The organism is Caulobacter sp. BK020 (assembly GCF_004342605.1).
Classification (GTDB): domain Bacteria; phylum Pseudomonadota; class Alphaproteobacteria; order Caulobacterales; family Caulobacteraceae; genus Caulobacter.
Genome location: NZ_SLZL01000007.1, coordinates 23,880 through 38,726 on the forward strand (window position 1 = coordinate 23,880; position 14,847 = coordinate 38,726).

General features: G+C 68.5%; 8 protein-coding genes. 6 read left to right on the forward strand and 2 right to left on the reverse strand.

All coding sequences use genetic code 11. From position 1 onward, the window contains the following. Positions 1-346: 346 nt before the first annotated feature. The 4 genes from EV278_RS10185 to EV278_RS10200 are packed head-to-tail and all read left to right on the forward strand — an operon-like array spanning position 347 to position 4,743. Complete coding sequence (locus tag EV278_RS10185; RefSeq protein ID WP_132090296.1) at positions 347-1,615, forward strand: rhamnogalacturonan acetylesterase; 1,269 nt, start codon at positions 347-349, stop codon at positions 1,613-1,615. After that, complete coding sequence (locus tag EV278_RS10190) at positions 1,605-2,582, forward strand: alpha/beta hydrolase (protein WP_347812825.1); 978 nt, start codon at positions 1,605-1,607, stop codon at positions 2,580-2,582. The genes EV278_RS10185 and EV278_RS10190 overlap by 11 nt, the downstream gene beginning before the upstream one ends. Then, complete coding sequence (locus tag EV278_RS10195; protein ID WP_132090299.1) at positions 2,579-4,039, forward strand: right-handed parallel beta-helix repeat-containing protein; 1,461 nt, start codon at positions 2,579-2,581, stop codon at positions 4,037-4,039. Before EV278_RS10190 ends, EV278_RS10195 begins: the two co-directional genes overlap by 4 nt. Further along, on the forward strand, positions 4,039-4,743 hold the full coding sequence (locus tag EV278_RS10200) for a DUF6250 domain-containing protein (RefSeq protein WP_207905472.1): 705 nt from the start codon (positions 4,039-4,041) through the stop codon (positions 4,741-4,743). Before EV278_RS10195 ends, EV278_RS10200 begins: the two co-directional genes overlap by 1 nt. A 116-nt stretch (positions 4,744-4,859) precedes the next feature. Here EV278_RS10200 and EV278_RS10205 read toward each other — a convergent pair whose 3' ends face one another. Continuing rightward, positions 4,860-7,979: a TonB-dependent receptor gene (locus EV278_RS10205; protein WP_132090302.1), complete on the reverse strand. Its 3,120-nt coding sequence runs from the start codon at positions 7,977-7,979 to the stop codon at positions 4,860-4,862. 291 nt (positions 7,980-8,270) lie between these two features. Here EV278_RS10205 and EV278_RS10210 point away from each other — a divergent pair, with 291 nt between their 5' ends. Both EV278_RS10210 and EV278_RS10215 read left to right on the forward strand, forming a co-directional pair. Continuing rightward, the gene (locus EV278_RS10210; RefSeq protein WP_165916597.1) at positions 8,271-10,241 is read left to right on the forward strand and encodes a rhamnogalacturonan lyase; all 1,971 of its coding nucleotides are present in this window, start codon (positions 8,271-8,273) and stop codon (positions 10,239-10,241) included. Between the two features lie 8 nt (positions 10,242-10,249). Next, the gene (locus EV278_RS10215; RefSeq protein ID WP_132090305.1) at positions 10,250-11,578 is read left to right on the forward strand and encodes an oligogalacturonate lyase family protein; all 1,329 of its coding nucleotides are present in this window, start codon (positions 10,250-10,252) and stop codon (positions 11,576-11,578) included. 147 nt (positions 11,579-11,725) lie between these two features. Here EV278_RS10215 and EV278_RS10220 read toward each other — a convergent pair whose 3' ends face one another. Beyond that, on the reverse strand, positions 11,726-14,779 hold the full coding sequence (locus tag EV278_RS10220) for a DUF4982 domain-containing protein (RefSeq protein WP_132090308.1): 3,054 nt from the start codon (positions 14,777-14,779) through the stop codon (positions 11,726-11,728). Between the last annotated feature and the right edge of the window lie 68 nt (positions 14,780-14,847).

Below are 14,847 nucleotides of genomic sequence, written 5' to 3' on the forward strand. Positions count from 1 at the left end.
TCCCTCCTCGTGAAGGCCCGGCCCATGCCGGCCTCTCGTGTTTCCCCCAGGGCCGGTTCGTCCGAGCCTGATTGCGAAAGAAATCCCATTTACTGGGACGCACTCTCATTTTGTCGATACGATAGATCCGGCAGGTCGAATTGCAACCGTTTTGAAATATTGATTCAGCGGTCGGCGACGATCGACGGCCTCGGCCGAGCTGTTTCCCGAAGGCGGGTCCCCTCAGCGAATTTCATTTTACGGGACTCAGTCTCGTAATGTGAAATCCGTTGCCTAGCCGTCGAACGGCCGATATTTGTGCGATCAAGGCAGCGCGACACAGATCGCAAAGGGAGGCCGGGCCTTGATGTGGCATAGACGCGCGGTCCTGGCCGCCCTCGCCGTCACGCCGGCTACCAGTTGGGCGGCGGAGCCGGCGACACCGATGCAGACCTGGGCCTTCGATTTCGGCGACGACAAGCTGTCCCCCGGCTATGTCCGGGTCGCCCGCGACGCGGCCTATGACCCCGCCGTCGGCCACGGTTTCGAACCCTCCCCCGCCGGCGGCCCGTTCTTGTTCTCGCTGGCCGTCCCCGAGGGCGACTACCGGGTGGTGGCGGAACTCGGCGGCAAGGCCGCGTCCGACACTACGATCAAGGCCGAGTCCCGCCGCCTGATGGCCGAGCGCATCGTCGCCAGGGCCGGCAAGACCGCAACCGCCGAATTCATCGTCAATGTCCGCACCGCCGCCCTGAAGCCCCCGCCGGCCAACGCGCCCGGCGGCGTGCGGGTGCTGCTCAATCGGGGCGAGGAAGGCGCCTATGACTGGGACGACAAGCTGACCCTGGAGTTCTGCGGACCGGCCCCCGCCCTGCGCCGCCTGCGGATCGAACCCGTCACCGTTCCGGTCGTCTATCTGGCCGGCGACTCGACCGTGACCGACCAGCGCTGGGAGCCCGGCGCCAGCTGGGGTCAGATGCTGCCCCGGCTCTTCAAGCCCGAGGTCGCGGTCGCCAACCATGCGGAGTCCGGCGAAACCCTGAAGTCGTTCCTGTTCGAGCATCGCCTGGACAAGCTGCTCAGCCGGATGAAGCCCGGCGACTGGCTGCTGATCCAGTTCGGCCACAACGATCAGAAGATCCAGTGGCCCCAGACCTATGTCGAGGCCGCCACCACCTATCGCGACTATCTGAAGGCCTATATCGGCGAGGCCCGGCGACGCGGGGCCAGGCCGGTGCTGGTGACCTCGATGCACCGCCGCAAGTTCGACGCGGCCGGCAAGATCATCAACACCCACGGCGACTATCCCGAGGCGGTCCGGGCCGTGGGCCGCGAGACCGGCGTGCCCGTCATCGACCTGCTGGACATGAGCGCCGCCCTCTACGAGGCTCTGGGCCCCGACAACGCCTGGAAGGCCTTCGCCGACGGCGGCAAGGACGCCACCCATCACAACAACTATGGCGCCTATGTGCTGGCCGAATGCGTCGCGAGCGGAATCCGCGCCCAGGTTCCGGACCTGGCGGCTCATCTCATCGACGGCCTGCCGCCGTTCGACCCGGCCCGTCCGCCCTCGCCGGACGGCTTCGTCCTGGCGCCCAGCGCCGCCCACAGCACGGAGGCTCCCCGTGGCAACTGATCCCGCGCTCGACCGTCGCGCCCTGCTCGGCCTGGGCGCCATGGCGATGGCCGCGCCCACGCTAGCCCGCGCCCAGGCTCCGGCGGCCTCCCCGTTCGAGGTCATGGACCTGTGGCCCGGCAAGCCGCCTGGCGGCGAGAAGGTCACGGTCACCGAGCAGGTCATCCTGCGCAGGCCGGGCGGCAATCCCAACGACACCGCCTTCCTGAACGTCACCAAGCCCTGGCTGATGATGCGCCGGCCGGCCAAGCCGAACGGCGCGGCGATCCTGATGATCCCGGGCGGCGGCTATATCCGCGTGGCGGTCAGCAAGGCGGGCGGGCCGATCGACGCCTGGATCGCCGACCGGGGCGTCACCGCCTTCGTCATGGACTACCGCCTGCCGGCGGACGGCTGGGCGGCGGGTCCGGACGTCGCGCTGCAGGACGCCCAGCGCGCCATCCGCCTGATCCGCGCCAATGCCGCCAAGTGGGGCCTGGACCCCGAGCGCATCGCTGTGACCGGCTTCTCGGCCGGCGGCCACGTCGCCGCGCGGCTGGCCACCCGGTTCGGCGTCGAGACCTACGCCCCGATCGACGCGGCCGACCGGCTGTCGACCCGGCCGGCGGCGGCGGGTTTGTTCTATCCCGTCATCACCATGACCGCGCCCCACGCCCACGGCAGCTCGCTGAAGTCGCTGCTGGGCGCCGCCCCCACCGAGGCCCAGCGCCTGGCGGTGTCGGCCGAGCACGACATCCCCGCCGACGCCCCGCCGACCTTCATCGCCGCGGCCGCCGACGACAAGGTGGTGGCGATGGAGAACAGCCTGATGATGTTCCAGGCCCTGCGCGCCAAGAAGATCGCCAGCGAGCTGCACGTCTTCGAGTCCGGCGGTCACGGCTTCGGCCTCACCGGTCCGGCCGGCGTCGCCATGCCCTGGCCTGCGCTGCTGGACGCCTTCCTGAAGCGGCACGGCCTCTACGCATGACCCGCGCGCCCCTCGATGTCCGGGCGTTCGGCGCGAGGGGCGGCGGCGCGACCCTGGACACCGAGGCGATCAACGCCGCGATCCGGGTCGCCCACGCGGCGGGCGGCGGTGAGGTCGTGCTGTCGGCGGGCCGCTGGCTGTCGTTCTCGATCCGCCTGCTGAGCGGCGTCACCCTGCGGCTGAACGAGGGCTGCGTGCTGGAGGCCGCCGACCCGACCCACCACGCGGGGGCCTACGACGCCGCCGAGCCCAATCCGTTCGACCTCTACCAGGACTTCGGCCACAGCCACTGGCGCAACAGCCTGATCTGGGGCGACGGCGTCGAGGACGTCGCCATCCTCGGCCCCGGCCTGATCGACGGCCTTGGCCTGACCCGCGAAGGCCCCGGCTCGCGCTGGCGACGCCAGGCCGGCGAGTTTCCGGTCAGCATGGCGGGGCTGTCGGCCGAGGAGATGGCGATCCTCGTGCCGGACCTCGAAGCCATGGCCGGCCAGGGCAACAAGGCCATCGCCCTGAAGAACGCCCGACGGGTCCGGCTGGAAGGCTTGACGATCTGGCGCGGCGGCCATTTCGCGGTGCTGGCCACCGGCTGCGACCACCTGGCGATCGAGCGGCTGCGGATCGACACCAACCGCGACGGGATCGACATCGACGGCTGCCGCGACGTGACCATCGCCGACTGCCGGGTCAATACGCCCAACGACGACGCCATCGTGCTGAAAAGCTCGCTGGCCCTGGGCGAGATCCGGTCCACCGAGCGGGTCGAGATCACCCGCTGCCACGTCAGCGGCTTCGACCTGGGGACGATGCTGGACAGGACCGAGGGGCGCACGCAACGGCTGGCGCCCGACCAGGACCGCGTGACGGGCAGGATCAAGCTGGGCACCGAGTCAAACGGCGACTTCCGCGACATCGTCATCAGCGATTGCCGGTTCACCCGCTCGCGCGGCCTGGCGCTGGAAACCGTCGACGGCGGGACCATCGAGGACGTGACGATCCGCGACGTCGTGATGGACGAGGTGACCACCGCTCCACTGTTCCTGCGCCTGGGCGACCGGGCGCGGGGGCCGGAAGGCACGCGGCGCGGGGCGATGCGGCGGATCCGCGTCCACAACCTGACCGCCCACAATATCCTCCCCAACTACGCGGCGACGATCGCCGGCCTGGAGGGCGATCCGATCGCGGATGTCGCGCTAACCGACATCCGCCTGGTCTATGCCGGCGGCGGCGAGGCGGCGTGGGCGCAGCGGCGTCCGGACGACATGGCCCAGGCCTATCCCGAACCCAGCATGTTCGGCCCCACCCCCGCCCACGGCCTCTGGGCCCGGCACGTGGACGGGCTGGTCCTCGACAATGTCCGCATCGAGACCCTGAGGCCCGACCCCCGCCCGCCGATCCTGCTGCAGTCGGCGCGGCGGGTGGCGCTGGGCGGGCTGGATGCGGTGGAGGAAGCCTGATGACCCGCCGCGCCGTGCTCGCCGGCCTGGCCGCCCTGGCCGCCGGCCCCGCCCTCGCCGCCCCGCACCCCTCGCCCCGGCCAGGACGCCGCCTGCACGCCGACGACTTTCGTCACGGCCTGGGTCAATGGGCGCTCGAGGCCGAAAAGCCCGCCAGGGTCGGCGTTCGCGACGGCGTGCTCGACATCGACGCGTCGGCCGGCCTGACCCTGTGGTTCCGGCCCGAACTGGTCGGCCCGGTGATGATCCAGTACGAAGCCCAGGCGGTCTCGGCCGGCGGCCCCAACGACCAGGTCAGCGACTTGAACGCCTTCTGGATGGCCCGCGACGCCGATGGCGGCAGCCCCCTGGCCCATCCCCGCACCGGCGCCTTCGCCGAGTACGACACCCTGAAGACCTACTATGTCGGCCAGGGCGGCAACCGGAACAGCTCGACGCGCTTTCGCCGCTATGTCGGCCGCCCGGGCGAGCGGCCGCTGCTGCCCGAGCACGACCATGCGGCGGCCGACGAGATGCTGGCTCCCAACCGCTGGCAAACCGTGCGGCTGATCGCCGATGGCCACAGGATCCAATACTGGAACGACGGCCGCAATCTGTTCGAGCTGGACGACGCCGAACCCTACACGCGCGGCTGGTTCGGCCTGCGCACGACGTTCAGCCACCTGCGGGTGCGGCGGTTCCGGGTGTTCGCCCTGGCGCGGTAGAGCGCAAGAAAAAGGCCGCGCCATGCCGGCGCGGCCTCGAAGTCATCCTAGATCGCGGTCTTGAAACGGCGACCGGCGCCCGGGCTCAACACCGGGACGCTGGCCGCCTTCAAGGGTCAGAACTTCGCCGTCATGCCGACGAAGAAGCGGCGGCCGAAGTAGCCCAGTTCGGTCAGGCGAATGTCGCCGGCCGTCGAGCGCTCGTCTTCCTTGGTCAGGTTCTTGCCTTCGACGAAGAACGACAGGTTGGGCGCCCAGCTGAAGCCGGGCTTCACGGTGATCTTGCCGTCCAGGTAGCCGGTCGAGTCGCGATAGACGGGCTGGAGCGAGTTGTCGGCGGCCGAGACCAGGTACCTGGAGCGATAGTTGTAGGCCAGGCGGGCGTTGAACGGGCCCTTGTCGTACCACAGGGTCAGGTTGGCGCTGTCCGAGGACAGGCCCGGGAACGGCAGCGGCGAACCGTCCAGTTGCGAGAAGAGCCGGACGTTCTTGGCCTTCTGGTAGGTATAGTTGACGTCGACCCCGAAGCCCGAGAGGAAGCCGGGCAGGAAGGTGAAGGCGGTCTTGGCGGTGATTTCAACGCCCGAGATCTTGGCGCCCTGGCCGTTGATGTAGGTGTTGTAGTTGTACTCCACGCCGTCCCCATAGACGTCGCGCTTGCCGACGAGGGTGCGCGACGAGACGTAGAACGACTCGATGTCCTTCTTGAACAGGCCAACCGACACCTGGGTGTCCTGGTTGGGATAGTATTCGAAGCTGAGGTCGTACTGGTTGGCGCGATAGGGCTTCAGGTCGGGGTTGCCGGCGTTGCAGCTGGGTTCGTCGAACTCGCCGTTGGCGTCCGGCGAGGCGTCGGTGGTGCAGGCCACCGTCGGCATCAGGAAGTCCATGCGCGGACGGGCCATCAGGTTGGCGAAGCCGGCGCGGGCGGACAGCTTGTTGGGAATGAACCACAGGCCGATGTTGAAGCTGGGCAGCCAGACCGTGTAGTCCTTGGTCATCTTGCCCAGCGAGTTGCTGAGCACATAGGTGGTCGTCCCATAGGTGGCGCTGCGGCTCGACACGCCCTCGCCCGTCGTCTGGGTGTGGACGCGGCGCCAACCGAAGTTGCCGTCCACCTCGTAGCTGCCCAGCGGGAAGTTGTAGTCGAACTTCAGGTACAGGGCGTCGGTCTTTTCCGAGATAATGTACGGGAACTGCCTGTAGGGCTTGCCGTCGCTGCCGACGGTGTTCTCCAGGTTGTTCAGGTTGAAGTGCGAGGTGTCGAGGTACTGGGAGACCTTGTTGAAGTCCGGATAGTTCCAGGTCGACGGGATCGAGCCGCCGCCCCAGTAGAAATCGCTGGACAGCGGCGTCATCGCCGAGCCGAACAGGGCGTTGGAAAAGCCTCGCGACCAGCTTTCCGTGGTAGTCCAGTAGCCCGTACCGTAGGTCGCACCATAGGCCGGATCGGTTTGGTCCGCCGTCTGGGTGCTGGAAACCACCGCGGTCGAGTTGATCGAGTTGGAGTAGATCACCGTGTCGTCGGTGACCGAAGACGGGTTGGAGCCGCCGCTGAGGATGAACCCGCCGTAGCCGTAGCCCTTGGTCGAGAAGTCGGTGGCGCGGCCGCCGAACTCGATCTTCTTGATGAACGGCAGGTTGGTCTCGTAGTCGAAGTCGAGCTTGTACTGCTCTTCCTTCGATCCGTTGTTCGACGGGCGATACTGGATCTGCCACTGGCGGATCGCCGCGGCGTCGCTGGGGCTGTAGCCGCTGGCGAAGGCGAAAGACGGGTTGCCGGTGGTCGGGTCCAGCGTGACCGTCATGCCGGGCGTGTCGAAGCTGACACTGACATTGTTGGTCTGCGACACGGTGCTGGTGTCGGCCTTCGAACCCTGGAACTCGATCTGCAGCCGGTCGCCGCGGTAGTTGGCGCCGAAGTTGTAGTAGTTGCTGGTCGTGTCGTACTTGAAGTCGCGGGCGCTGATGCCAAAGCCGTTGTTGCCGCCTGCCCCCGTGGTGTTCACGCAGTTGCCGAGGGTGTAGCCGATGACGTTGTGATTGGCGTCGACCTTGACCGCGCCGGCCGTGGTGTTCGTCGACGAGCAGCTGGTGGCGTTGGCCGTGTTGCGCAGCCGGGTCGCCGAGGTGAAGTCGGTGCCGTAGTTGATGTCGTTGAGGGTCTGGGTGCGGTCGTTGCGGTTGTAGCTGACCCAGGCGTCGATCTTGTCGGTGAAGCGATACTGGGCCGTGAACTCGGCCGAGATGCGCTCATCGTTGCGGGTCCAGACGCCGTAGCGGGCCGTACGCGGAGCGTAGTCGTACCACTGGGACAGGCAGGCGTTGCGCAGGTTGGTGGTCGAGATCTGGGTCGCGTCGGGCGTGGTCAGACCCGAGCAGCCCGCGGCGGTCGTGACATTGCGCGCCAGATCGTTGATCTGAGAACTGTAGGCGCTGCTGTAGTACGGAACTGTTTTGTCGGCCGAGGCGTCGAAGTCGGCGAACCGGCCCCAGGAGGTGTTGCGGACATAGTCGCCGCGGGTGTCGACGTCGTCATAGGTGACGTTGGCCATCAGGCCCAGCCGGCCGTCGAACAGGGTGGTGGCGGCGAACACGTTGCCGCGCGGCTTCCAGGTGTCCTCCGTGTCGAGGTTCTGGGCCGAGGCGGTCAGCGACAGGACCGGCTTCTTGAAGTCCAGCGGCTTGCGGGTCTTGACCGAGACCGTGCCGCCGACGCCGCCTTCGGTCATGTCGGCGGTGAAGCCCTTGAACACGTCGATCGACTGGACCAGTTCCGAGGCCAGTTCGCGGAAATCGTTGGACCGGCCGCCGCCGCCATAGACCTGCAGGTTGCCGGCCGTCGACAGCGTGCTCATGCCGTTGATCTCGACGCGGTTCAGGTCGGGCTCGACGCCGCGGATCGAGACCGCGTTGCCTTCGCCGAAGTCGCGGGCCAGCTGCACGCCGGTGATGCGGCCCAGGGCCTCGCCGACGTTCTTGTCGGGGAACTGGCTGATGTCCTCGGCGACGATCGAATCGGAGATCGTACCGTTGCGCTTCTTGCGGTTCATGGCCGACTGCAGGCTGGCCCGGGTGCCGACCACGACCACCTCGTCGACGGTGCTGACCTTGTCCTCGACCTGGGAGCCAGTGCTCTGGGCGTGCGCGCCGGTGGTGAGGGCCAGGCTGGCCGCCAGGGCCAGCAAGGACGTGGTGGCGATGGCCGCGCGACGGCTGCCGGTGGATGCAAGCATTGAGTTCCCTCCCTCTAACTGGCCTGGGACATCCCGACGAAGGTCCCGGACGCCTTACCGACCCCTGCGGCTACCTTGGTCGGTCAGCTCGCGGCGCTCGGCGGCGCATTTCTCGTACAAAAGGAATAATTCCATATATTGAGATGTCAATGCAATTTGTGGGAAGACAGAACTCGGGTTCCGTGATGTAAGCTCTTTGCAACGCTCGCGAGGCGGCTCAGACGCCGATCCGCAGGCCGCGAAGACGGCCGTCACGAGCCGGAAAACGGGGAAACCAAAGGACTTCGACGCATGAGCCAGCGTGGTGGGAACCGGGGCGCACGGGCCGTGGCGGCGCTCCTACTGTGCGCGACGGCGCTATCGTCGACCAGCGAGTCGGCCCTGGCCGCCCAACGCCAGATGGAAGCCTTGGATCGCGGTCTGGTCGCCGTGCCCGCTCTCGACGGCGGCGTGCTGGTCAGTTGGCGCCTGCTAGGCGACGAGCCGGCCCGGACCGCCTTCAACCTCTATCGCGACGGCGCGAAGCTGAACGCCGTCCCCCTGGCCGGTCCCACCGACTTCGTCGACAAGGCCGGCGCTTCCATCGCGACCTACACCGTGCGCGCCGTGATCGACGGCCGGGAGGCTCCAGCTAGCAGGCCCGCCAAGGTCTGGGCCGACGGCTATCTGACCGTCCCGATCCAGCCGCCCGCCGACGGCGTCACGCCGGCCGGCGAGGCCTATGCCTACACCGCCAACGACGCCAGCGTCGGCGACCTGGACGGCGACGGGCGCTACGAGATCATCCTCAAGTGGGACCCGACCAATTCCAAGGACAACGCCTTCGGCGGCTATACCGGGGACGTCTTCCTCGACGCCTACACGCTGGAGGGCCAGCGCCTTTGGCGGATCGACCTGGGCCGCAACATCCGGGCCGGCGCCCACTACACCCAGTTCCAAGTCTTCGACTACGACGGCGACGGCAGGGCCGAGATCGCCATGCGCACCAGCGACGGGACGGTGGACGGCACTGGGCGCGTGCTCGGCGACCCCAAGGCCGACTGGCGCGAGACCGGCGGCGAGCGGCCCCAGGCCGACAAGACCGGCGCCACGGTCCTGCCCGATGGCGCGAAGGTGGCCAGGGTGCAGGGCCGCATCCTCAAGGGTCCCGAATACCTGACGGTGTTCGACGGCCTGACGGGCAAGGCCCTGGCCAGCGCGCCCTATTCGCCGCCGCGCGATCCGCGCACCGACGCCCCGACCGTCGAGCAGATGACCGAGGTCTGGGGCGACGGCTACGGCAACCGCTCCGACCGTTTCCTGGCGGGCACGGCTTATCTTGACGGCCAGCATCCCAGCCTGGTCTTCGCCCGGGGCTATTACGGACGCACCACCCTGGCGGCCTGGGATTTCCGGAACGGCAAGCTGACCCAGCGCTGGCTGTTCGACAGCGCCGCGCCCGGCAACGAACGGTTCGGCGGCCAGGGCAACCACCAGCTGAGCGTCGCCGACGTCGACGGCGACGGTCGCGACGAGATCGTCTACGGCTCGATGGCGGTGGACGACGACGGCAAGGGCCTGTGGAGCGCCGAGTTGTTCCACGGCGACGCCATGCACGTCTTCGATCTCGATCCCATCCGTCCGGGCCTGGAAAAGTTCGGCGTGCACGAGAGCCCCGGCAAGAACGGCGGCGTCGGCGCGGCCATGCTCGACGCCCGCACCGGCAAGGTGCTGTGGAGCACGCCCACCGACCGCGACACCGGCCGGGGCCTGGCCGCCGACATCGATCCGCGCTTCCCCGGCGCCGAGGCCTGGGGCAGCAACAGCGACGCGCTCTACACCGCCCAGGGCAAGCCGATCGACGGGGTCAAGCACCCGCGCCAGACCAATTTCGCGATCTGGTGGGACGGCGACGACCTGCGCGAACTGCTCGACAGGAACCAGATCAGCAAGTGGGACTGGAAGACCGGCCAGGCGGTTCCCCTGCTCACGGCCGAGGGGGTCGCCTCCAACAACGGCACCAAGGCGACCCCGGCCCTGTCGGCCGACATCCTGGGCGACTGGCGCGAGGAGGTGATCTGGCGGGCCGAGGACAACCGTTCCCTGCGGATCTACGCCACGCCCTACGTCACCCAGCGCCGCCTGGTCACCCTGATGCACGACCCGCAGTATCGGGTGTCGATCGCCTGGCAGAACACCGCCTACAACCAGCCGCCACATACCAGCTTCTATCTCGGCGAGGGCATGAAGGCCCCGCCCCGTCCCGCCATCCGGACCCCGTGAGACCGCCGATGAAAGCTCCCCTCCTCTGCGCCCTGGCCCTGACCTTGATGGCGATGGCCCCGTCCGCCCGGACCCAGGACGTCGTCACCCAGCCCAAGCCCGGCGCGGCCGAGCCGCCGCGCGAATGGATCGACAAGGACACCGGTCACCGGGTGATCCGCCTGTCTGACAAGCCCGGCAGCGGCAGCCTCTATTTCAATTTCAACGGCTACACGCCCGACGGGACGACCCTGGCCATCAGCACGCCCGACGGGATCTCGGGCGTCGATCTGAAGACCCACGCCCTGCGCCCGCTGGTCCAGGGCAAGGTCCGGCTGTTGTTCGTCGGCCGCAAGACCGGCCAGGTCTATTACCAGCGCCTTGCCGAGGACGGGACCGGTGTGGTCGAGGCCGTCGATCCCAAGACCGCGAAGGTGCGCCAGGTCGCCAGGCTGGCCAAGGGCGTCGGCATCCAGACGATCAACGCTGACGAGACCCTGCTGGCCGGGGTGGCCAACCGCACCGACGCGCCCATCCCGCCCAATCTGGCCGACGCCCTGCCCCGCAATCCCGACGACGTGAAGGGTCCGGACGGCCGCGAGCTGTCCTATGCCGAGGGCCGCGAGGTGCAGCTGAACGCCCGCCTGGACAGCCGCATCCCGATGGAGATCTTTACGATCAACACCGCCACCGGCGAGCGCAAGGTCGTCCACCAGGCCACCGATTGGCTCAACCACCTGCAGTTCTCGCCCACCGACCCGCACCTGCTGATGTTCTGCCACGAGGGTCCCTGGCACAAGGTCGATCGCCTGTGGCTGACGCGAACCGACCAGCCGGGCGCGGCGCCGGTCAAGATCCACACCCGGACCATGAACATGGAGATCGCCGGCCACGAATGGTTCAGCGCCGACGGCAAGACCGTCTGGTACGACCTGCAGACCCCGCGCGGCGAGGACTTCTGGGTGGCCGGCTACGAGATCGCCACCGGCAAGCGCACCTGGCTGCACCTGGACCGCAACGCCTGGTCGGTGCACTTCAACTCCTCGCCGGACGGCAAGCTGTTCGCCGGCGACGGCGGCGACAGCGAGATGGTCGCCCACGCGCCCGACGGCAAGTGGCTTTACCTGATGCGGCCCCGCGCCATTCCGGACGTCGCGGGGATCCATGCCCCGGGCTCCGAAACCCTGATCCAGGCGGGCGTGATGGACACCGAGCGACTGGTGAACATGAAGGGTCACGACTACCGCCTGGAGCCGAACGTCAACTTCACCCCCGACGCCAAGTGGATCGTCTTCCGCTCCAACATGCACGGGGCCAACCACGTCTATGCGGTGGAGGTGGCCAAGGCGGCGCCGTAAGAGGCTCTTTCGGCTATCACTTGCCCCTGCTGGCCTTCGGCCGTCTTCCCCCAGGGGGAAGAGCCTTGAGCGCGAAGGCTCCGCCCCCTCTGGGGGCGGACAGACCGCGAAGCGGTCAGGTGGGGGCAAGTCTGGATCACTCGCCGATCACGGCTTCCGATACAGCTCCGCCTCGATGATCCCCAATCCTCCGCCGGCCGCCACCTTCTCCGCGCCGGTGTCGAGGCCGGCCTTGGCGCCGGTGATCTCGACGATCTTGCCGAAGGCGTCGCGGTCGATGGTCGGGCCGGTCAGGGCGATCCGCAGCTTGCGGCCCCTTACCGGCTTCAGCGGCAGGGTGACGTAGCCCAGGCTCTTGGGCGGCGCGCCTTCATAGACCGTGACGCCGTCCACGGTGATGCGCAGCGGATAGGAGCGCAGGCGCCAGCCGATCAGCTTGAGCACCACTTCGTCGACCACCTGGGGCTTGTCCAGCTGGTACTCGATCCAGGCGTTGGCCAGTTGGCCGTCGCTGGCCCAGTGGGTGGTCTCGTCGTCGTCGCGCGCCAGGTCGACCGTCGCCGGATTCGAGCCGGCTATGGTGGCCACTGGCTTGATGGCCACGCGGCGGACCTTGAACGACGGCGTGGCAGGCGTCGGGCCCCGGACGAGGCTGACGGGGAGCAAGGCGTCTTCAGCCGGCGGCGGCGCGACGTCCAGCGTCACGGTCGCCGGCTTCAGGCCCTCGGCCCGGGCCGTCACGGTGACCTTGCCCGCGTCGAGCGTGGACCGCAGGGCGATGCGGTTGATCCCGGCCTCGACGGGCAGCGTCCGCGACAGGATGTAGTTGTCGTCGCCGCGCGAGGCTCCGGCATAGGAGGTCACGCCGTCGACCGTATGGGCCCCGGTGACGACATCGCCCTTGGCCGAGGCCGGCGCCTCGGTCGGCTTGGCGCCGCCCCTGGAGTCGCCCTGGGCGATGCCGCCGCGCCACTCGGCGGGGCCCTCGAGGTCGAACTTCACGAGGTCCAGGGCGGTCGGTACGCGGCGGCCCTGGGCGTCCACCGCCTCGACATCGACCAGGGCGAGGTCGGCGGCGTCGGCCCGCCAGCCGAACGGACCCACGTGCGGCGTCAGGCGCAGGGCGAGGGCCGGGCCGGTGGTGACGCGCTCGTCGGCGGACACCACCTTGCCGGCGGCGTCGCGGCCCACCGCCCGCAGGGTTCCCGGCGTCCACGCCACGGCCTTGAAGGTGAACAGGAAGCCGTCCGACTTCACGCCCCGCCCCAGCGAGCGACCGTTCAGCAGAAGCTCGACGCTGTCGGCGCTGGAGACCACCAGCACGTCCTTGGTCACGCCCGGGGCGTAGTTCCAGTGGCCGACGATATGACTGCGCGGGTGCTCGACATCGACCCAGCCGTCCCACATCACCTGGTGGGCGTAAAAGCCCGCCTTGGGCAGGCGCATGGCGTCGACCTCTCCGCTGCGCCGATAGTTGTTGTCGCCGCGGAAGTGGGTGTTGGTGTCGGAGAAGATGATGTTGACCCCGCCCGAGCTGACCCGGTCGCCGCCGCCGGGCCGCTCGCGCCAGTAGTCGAACCAGCGGCGCACGTCCTCGGCGGCGTGACTGTCCTGGTTGCGGTTGTAGTCGGGACTGTCGATATGGAAAGGCGGGGTGAAATTGTCCTGGAACTTCCGCGCCGCCTCATCGCGGGAATATTCCATGGCCCAGACCGGCTTGGTCCCGCTCTTGTTGATGTACAGCATCTCGCCGCCGTACTCGGCGACCTTGCTGGCCAGCATCTCGCGCGAGCCGATGGCCCGGCCGCCATGCGGGTCGAACTGGTCGCGGACAGCCTTGAGCTCGGCCATGTGTTGGTCGCTGATGTTCTCGTTGCCGCCCTCGTAGAACAGGATCGAGGGGTTGTTGCGGAAGCGGACGATAGCGTCGCGCATCACCTCGACCCGCTGCTCCCAGCGACGGCCGGTGACGTCGCTCTCGGCGTCGCCGGCCGGCATGGCCTGGAGCAGGCCCACGCGGTCGGCCGACTCGACGTCCTGGGCGGCCGGCGCGATGTGCATCCAACGCACCAGATTGCCGCCGCTCTCGACCATCAAGGCGTTGGAAAAGTCGCTGATCCACGGCGGAATGTCGGTCCCCAGGGCCGGCCACTCGTTGCTGGTGCGCTGGGCGTAGCCGTGCACCTGCATGACCCGGTCGTTGAGGAAGATCATGCCTTTGCGGAACGCCGTCTTGCGGAACCCCGTGCGGGTGACCACCGCGTCAACGCTGACGCCGTTCTCCACCAGCTCGGTGGTCACCGCATAGAGATAGCCGTAGCCCCAGCTCCAGAACCTCAGACCCTTCAGCGGTGCCTGGGCCGAGACGGCACGGGTCTCGCCAGCGGCCAGGGTGATCGTAGGACCATCGAAAGCGCCGGCCGGCTGGCCATCGACGTCGCGCAGGGTCACGCGGTAGCGGAAGGTGCGCGGCCGGTCGGACGCGTTGCGCACCTGCGACTCGGCGTGGACGGTCGCCGCCCCGCCCTTGATGTCGAACCCATCGGCCCAGACGTAGACGCCGGTCGTGCCCAGGCTGGAATACAGCGGCAGGGTCTGGTGCAGCCCGTCCGTCAGCACCAGCCGCACCGCCCGGTGGATTCCGCCGTAATTGACGTTGAAATTGTCGTTGTTCCACTGAAAGCCGCTGCCGGTGGCGCGCTCCTTGTACTTCCAGTCGCTGTCGACCCGCACGGCCACCACATTGACGAACGGCGCGGGCTTCAGCGCCTGGGTGGCGTCGACGCCGAAGGCCGTGACGCCGTTCTCATGGCCGCCGACCAGGACGCCGTTGACATAGACGTCTCCAGCCTGGCGCACGCCTTCGAAGGTGATGAAGGCCCTGCCGCCGACGGCCGGTCCGGCCTCGGACAGCAGGACGAAGCGCTTGCGATACCAGGTGATCCCGCCCTTCAGGTCATGGATGTCGACCTTGAACGCCTCGTCCTCGTTCCAGGCTCGCGGCAGGGTGACGGGCTTCCACGCCGCGTCGTCGAAGTCGGGCTTCTCGGCTCCGGCGATCTCCCCCGTGGCCATGCGCCAGCCGTCGTTGAAGGGGCGGTCGATCCGGGAGCTGGCGGCGGCCGGGCTCGTCAGCCCCGGGGACAGGAAGAGGGCGGCGCACAGCCAGCCCAGGACCGAACCCGAAAGGATGCCCCGCATCGTCGCCTCCGAAACTGGCCAGACCACTTCAGGCCTTTCGCCACCTGTGGCTTGACATCCGGATGCCT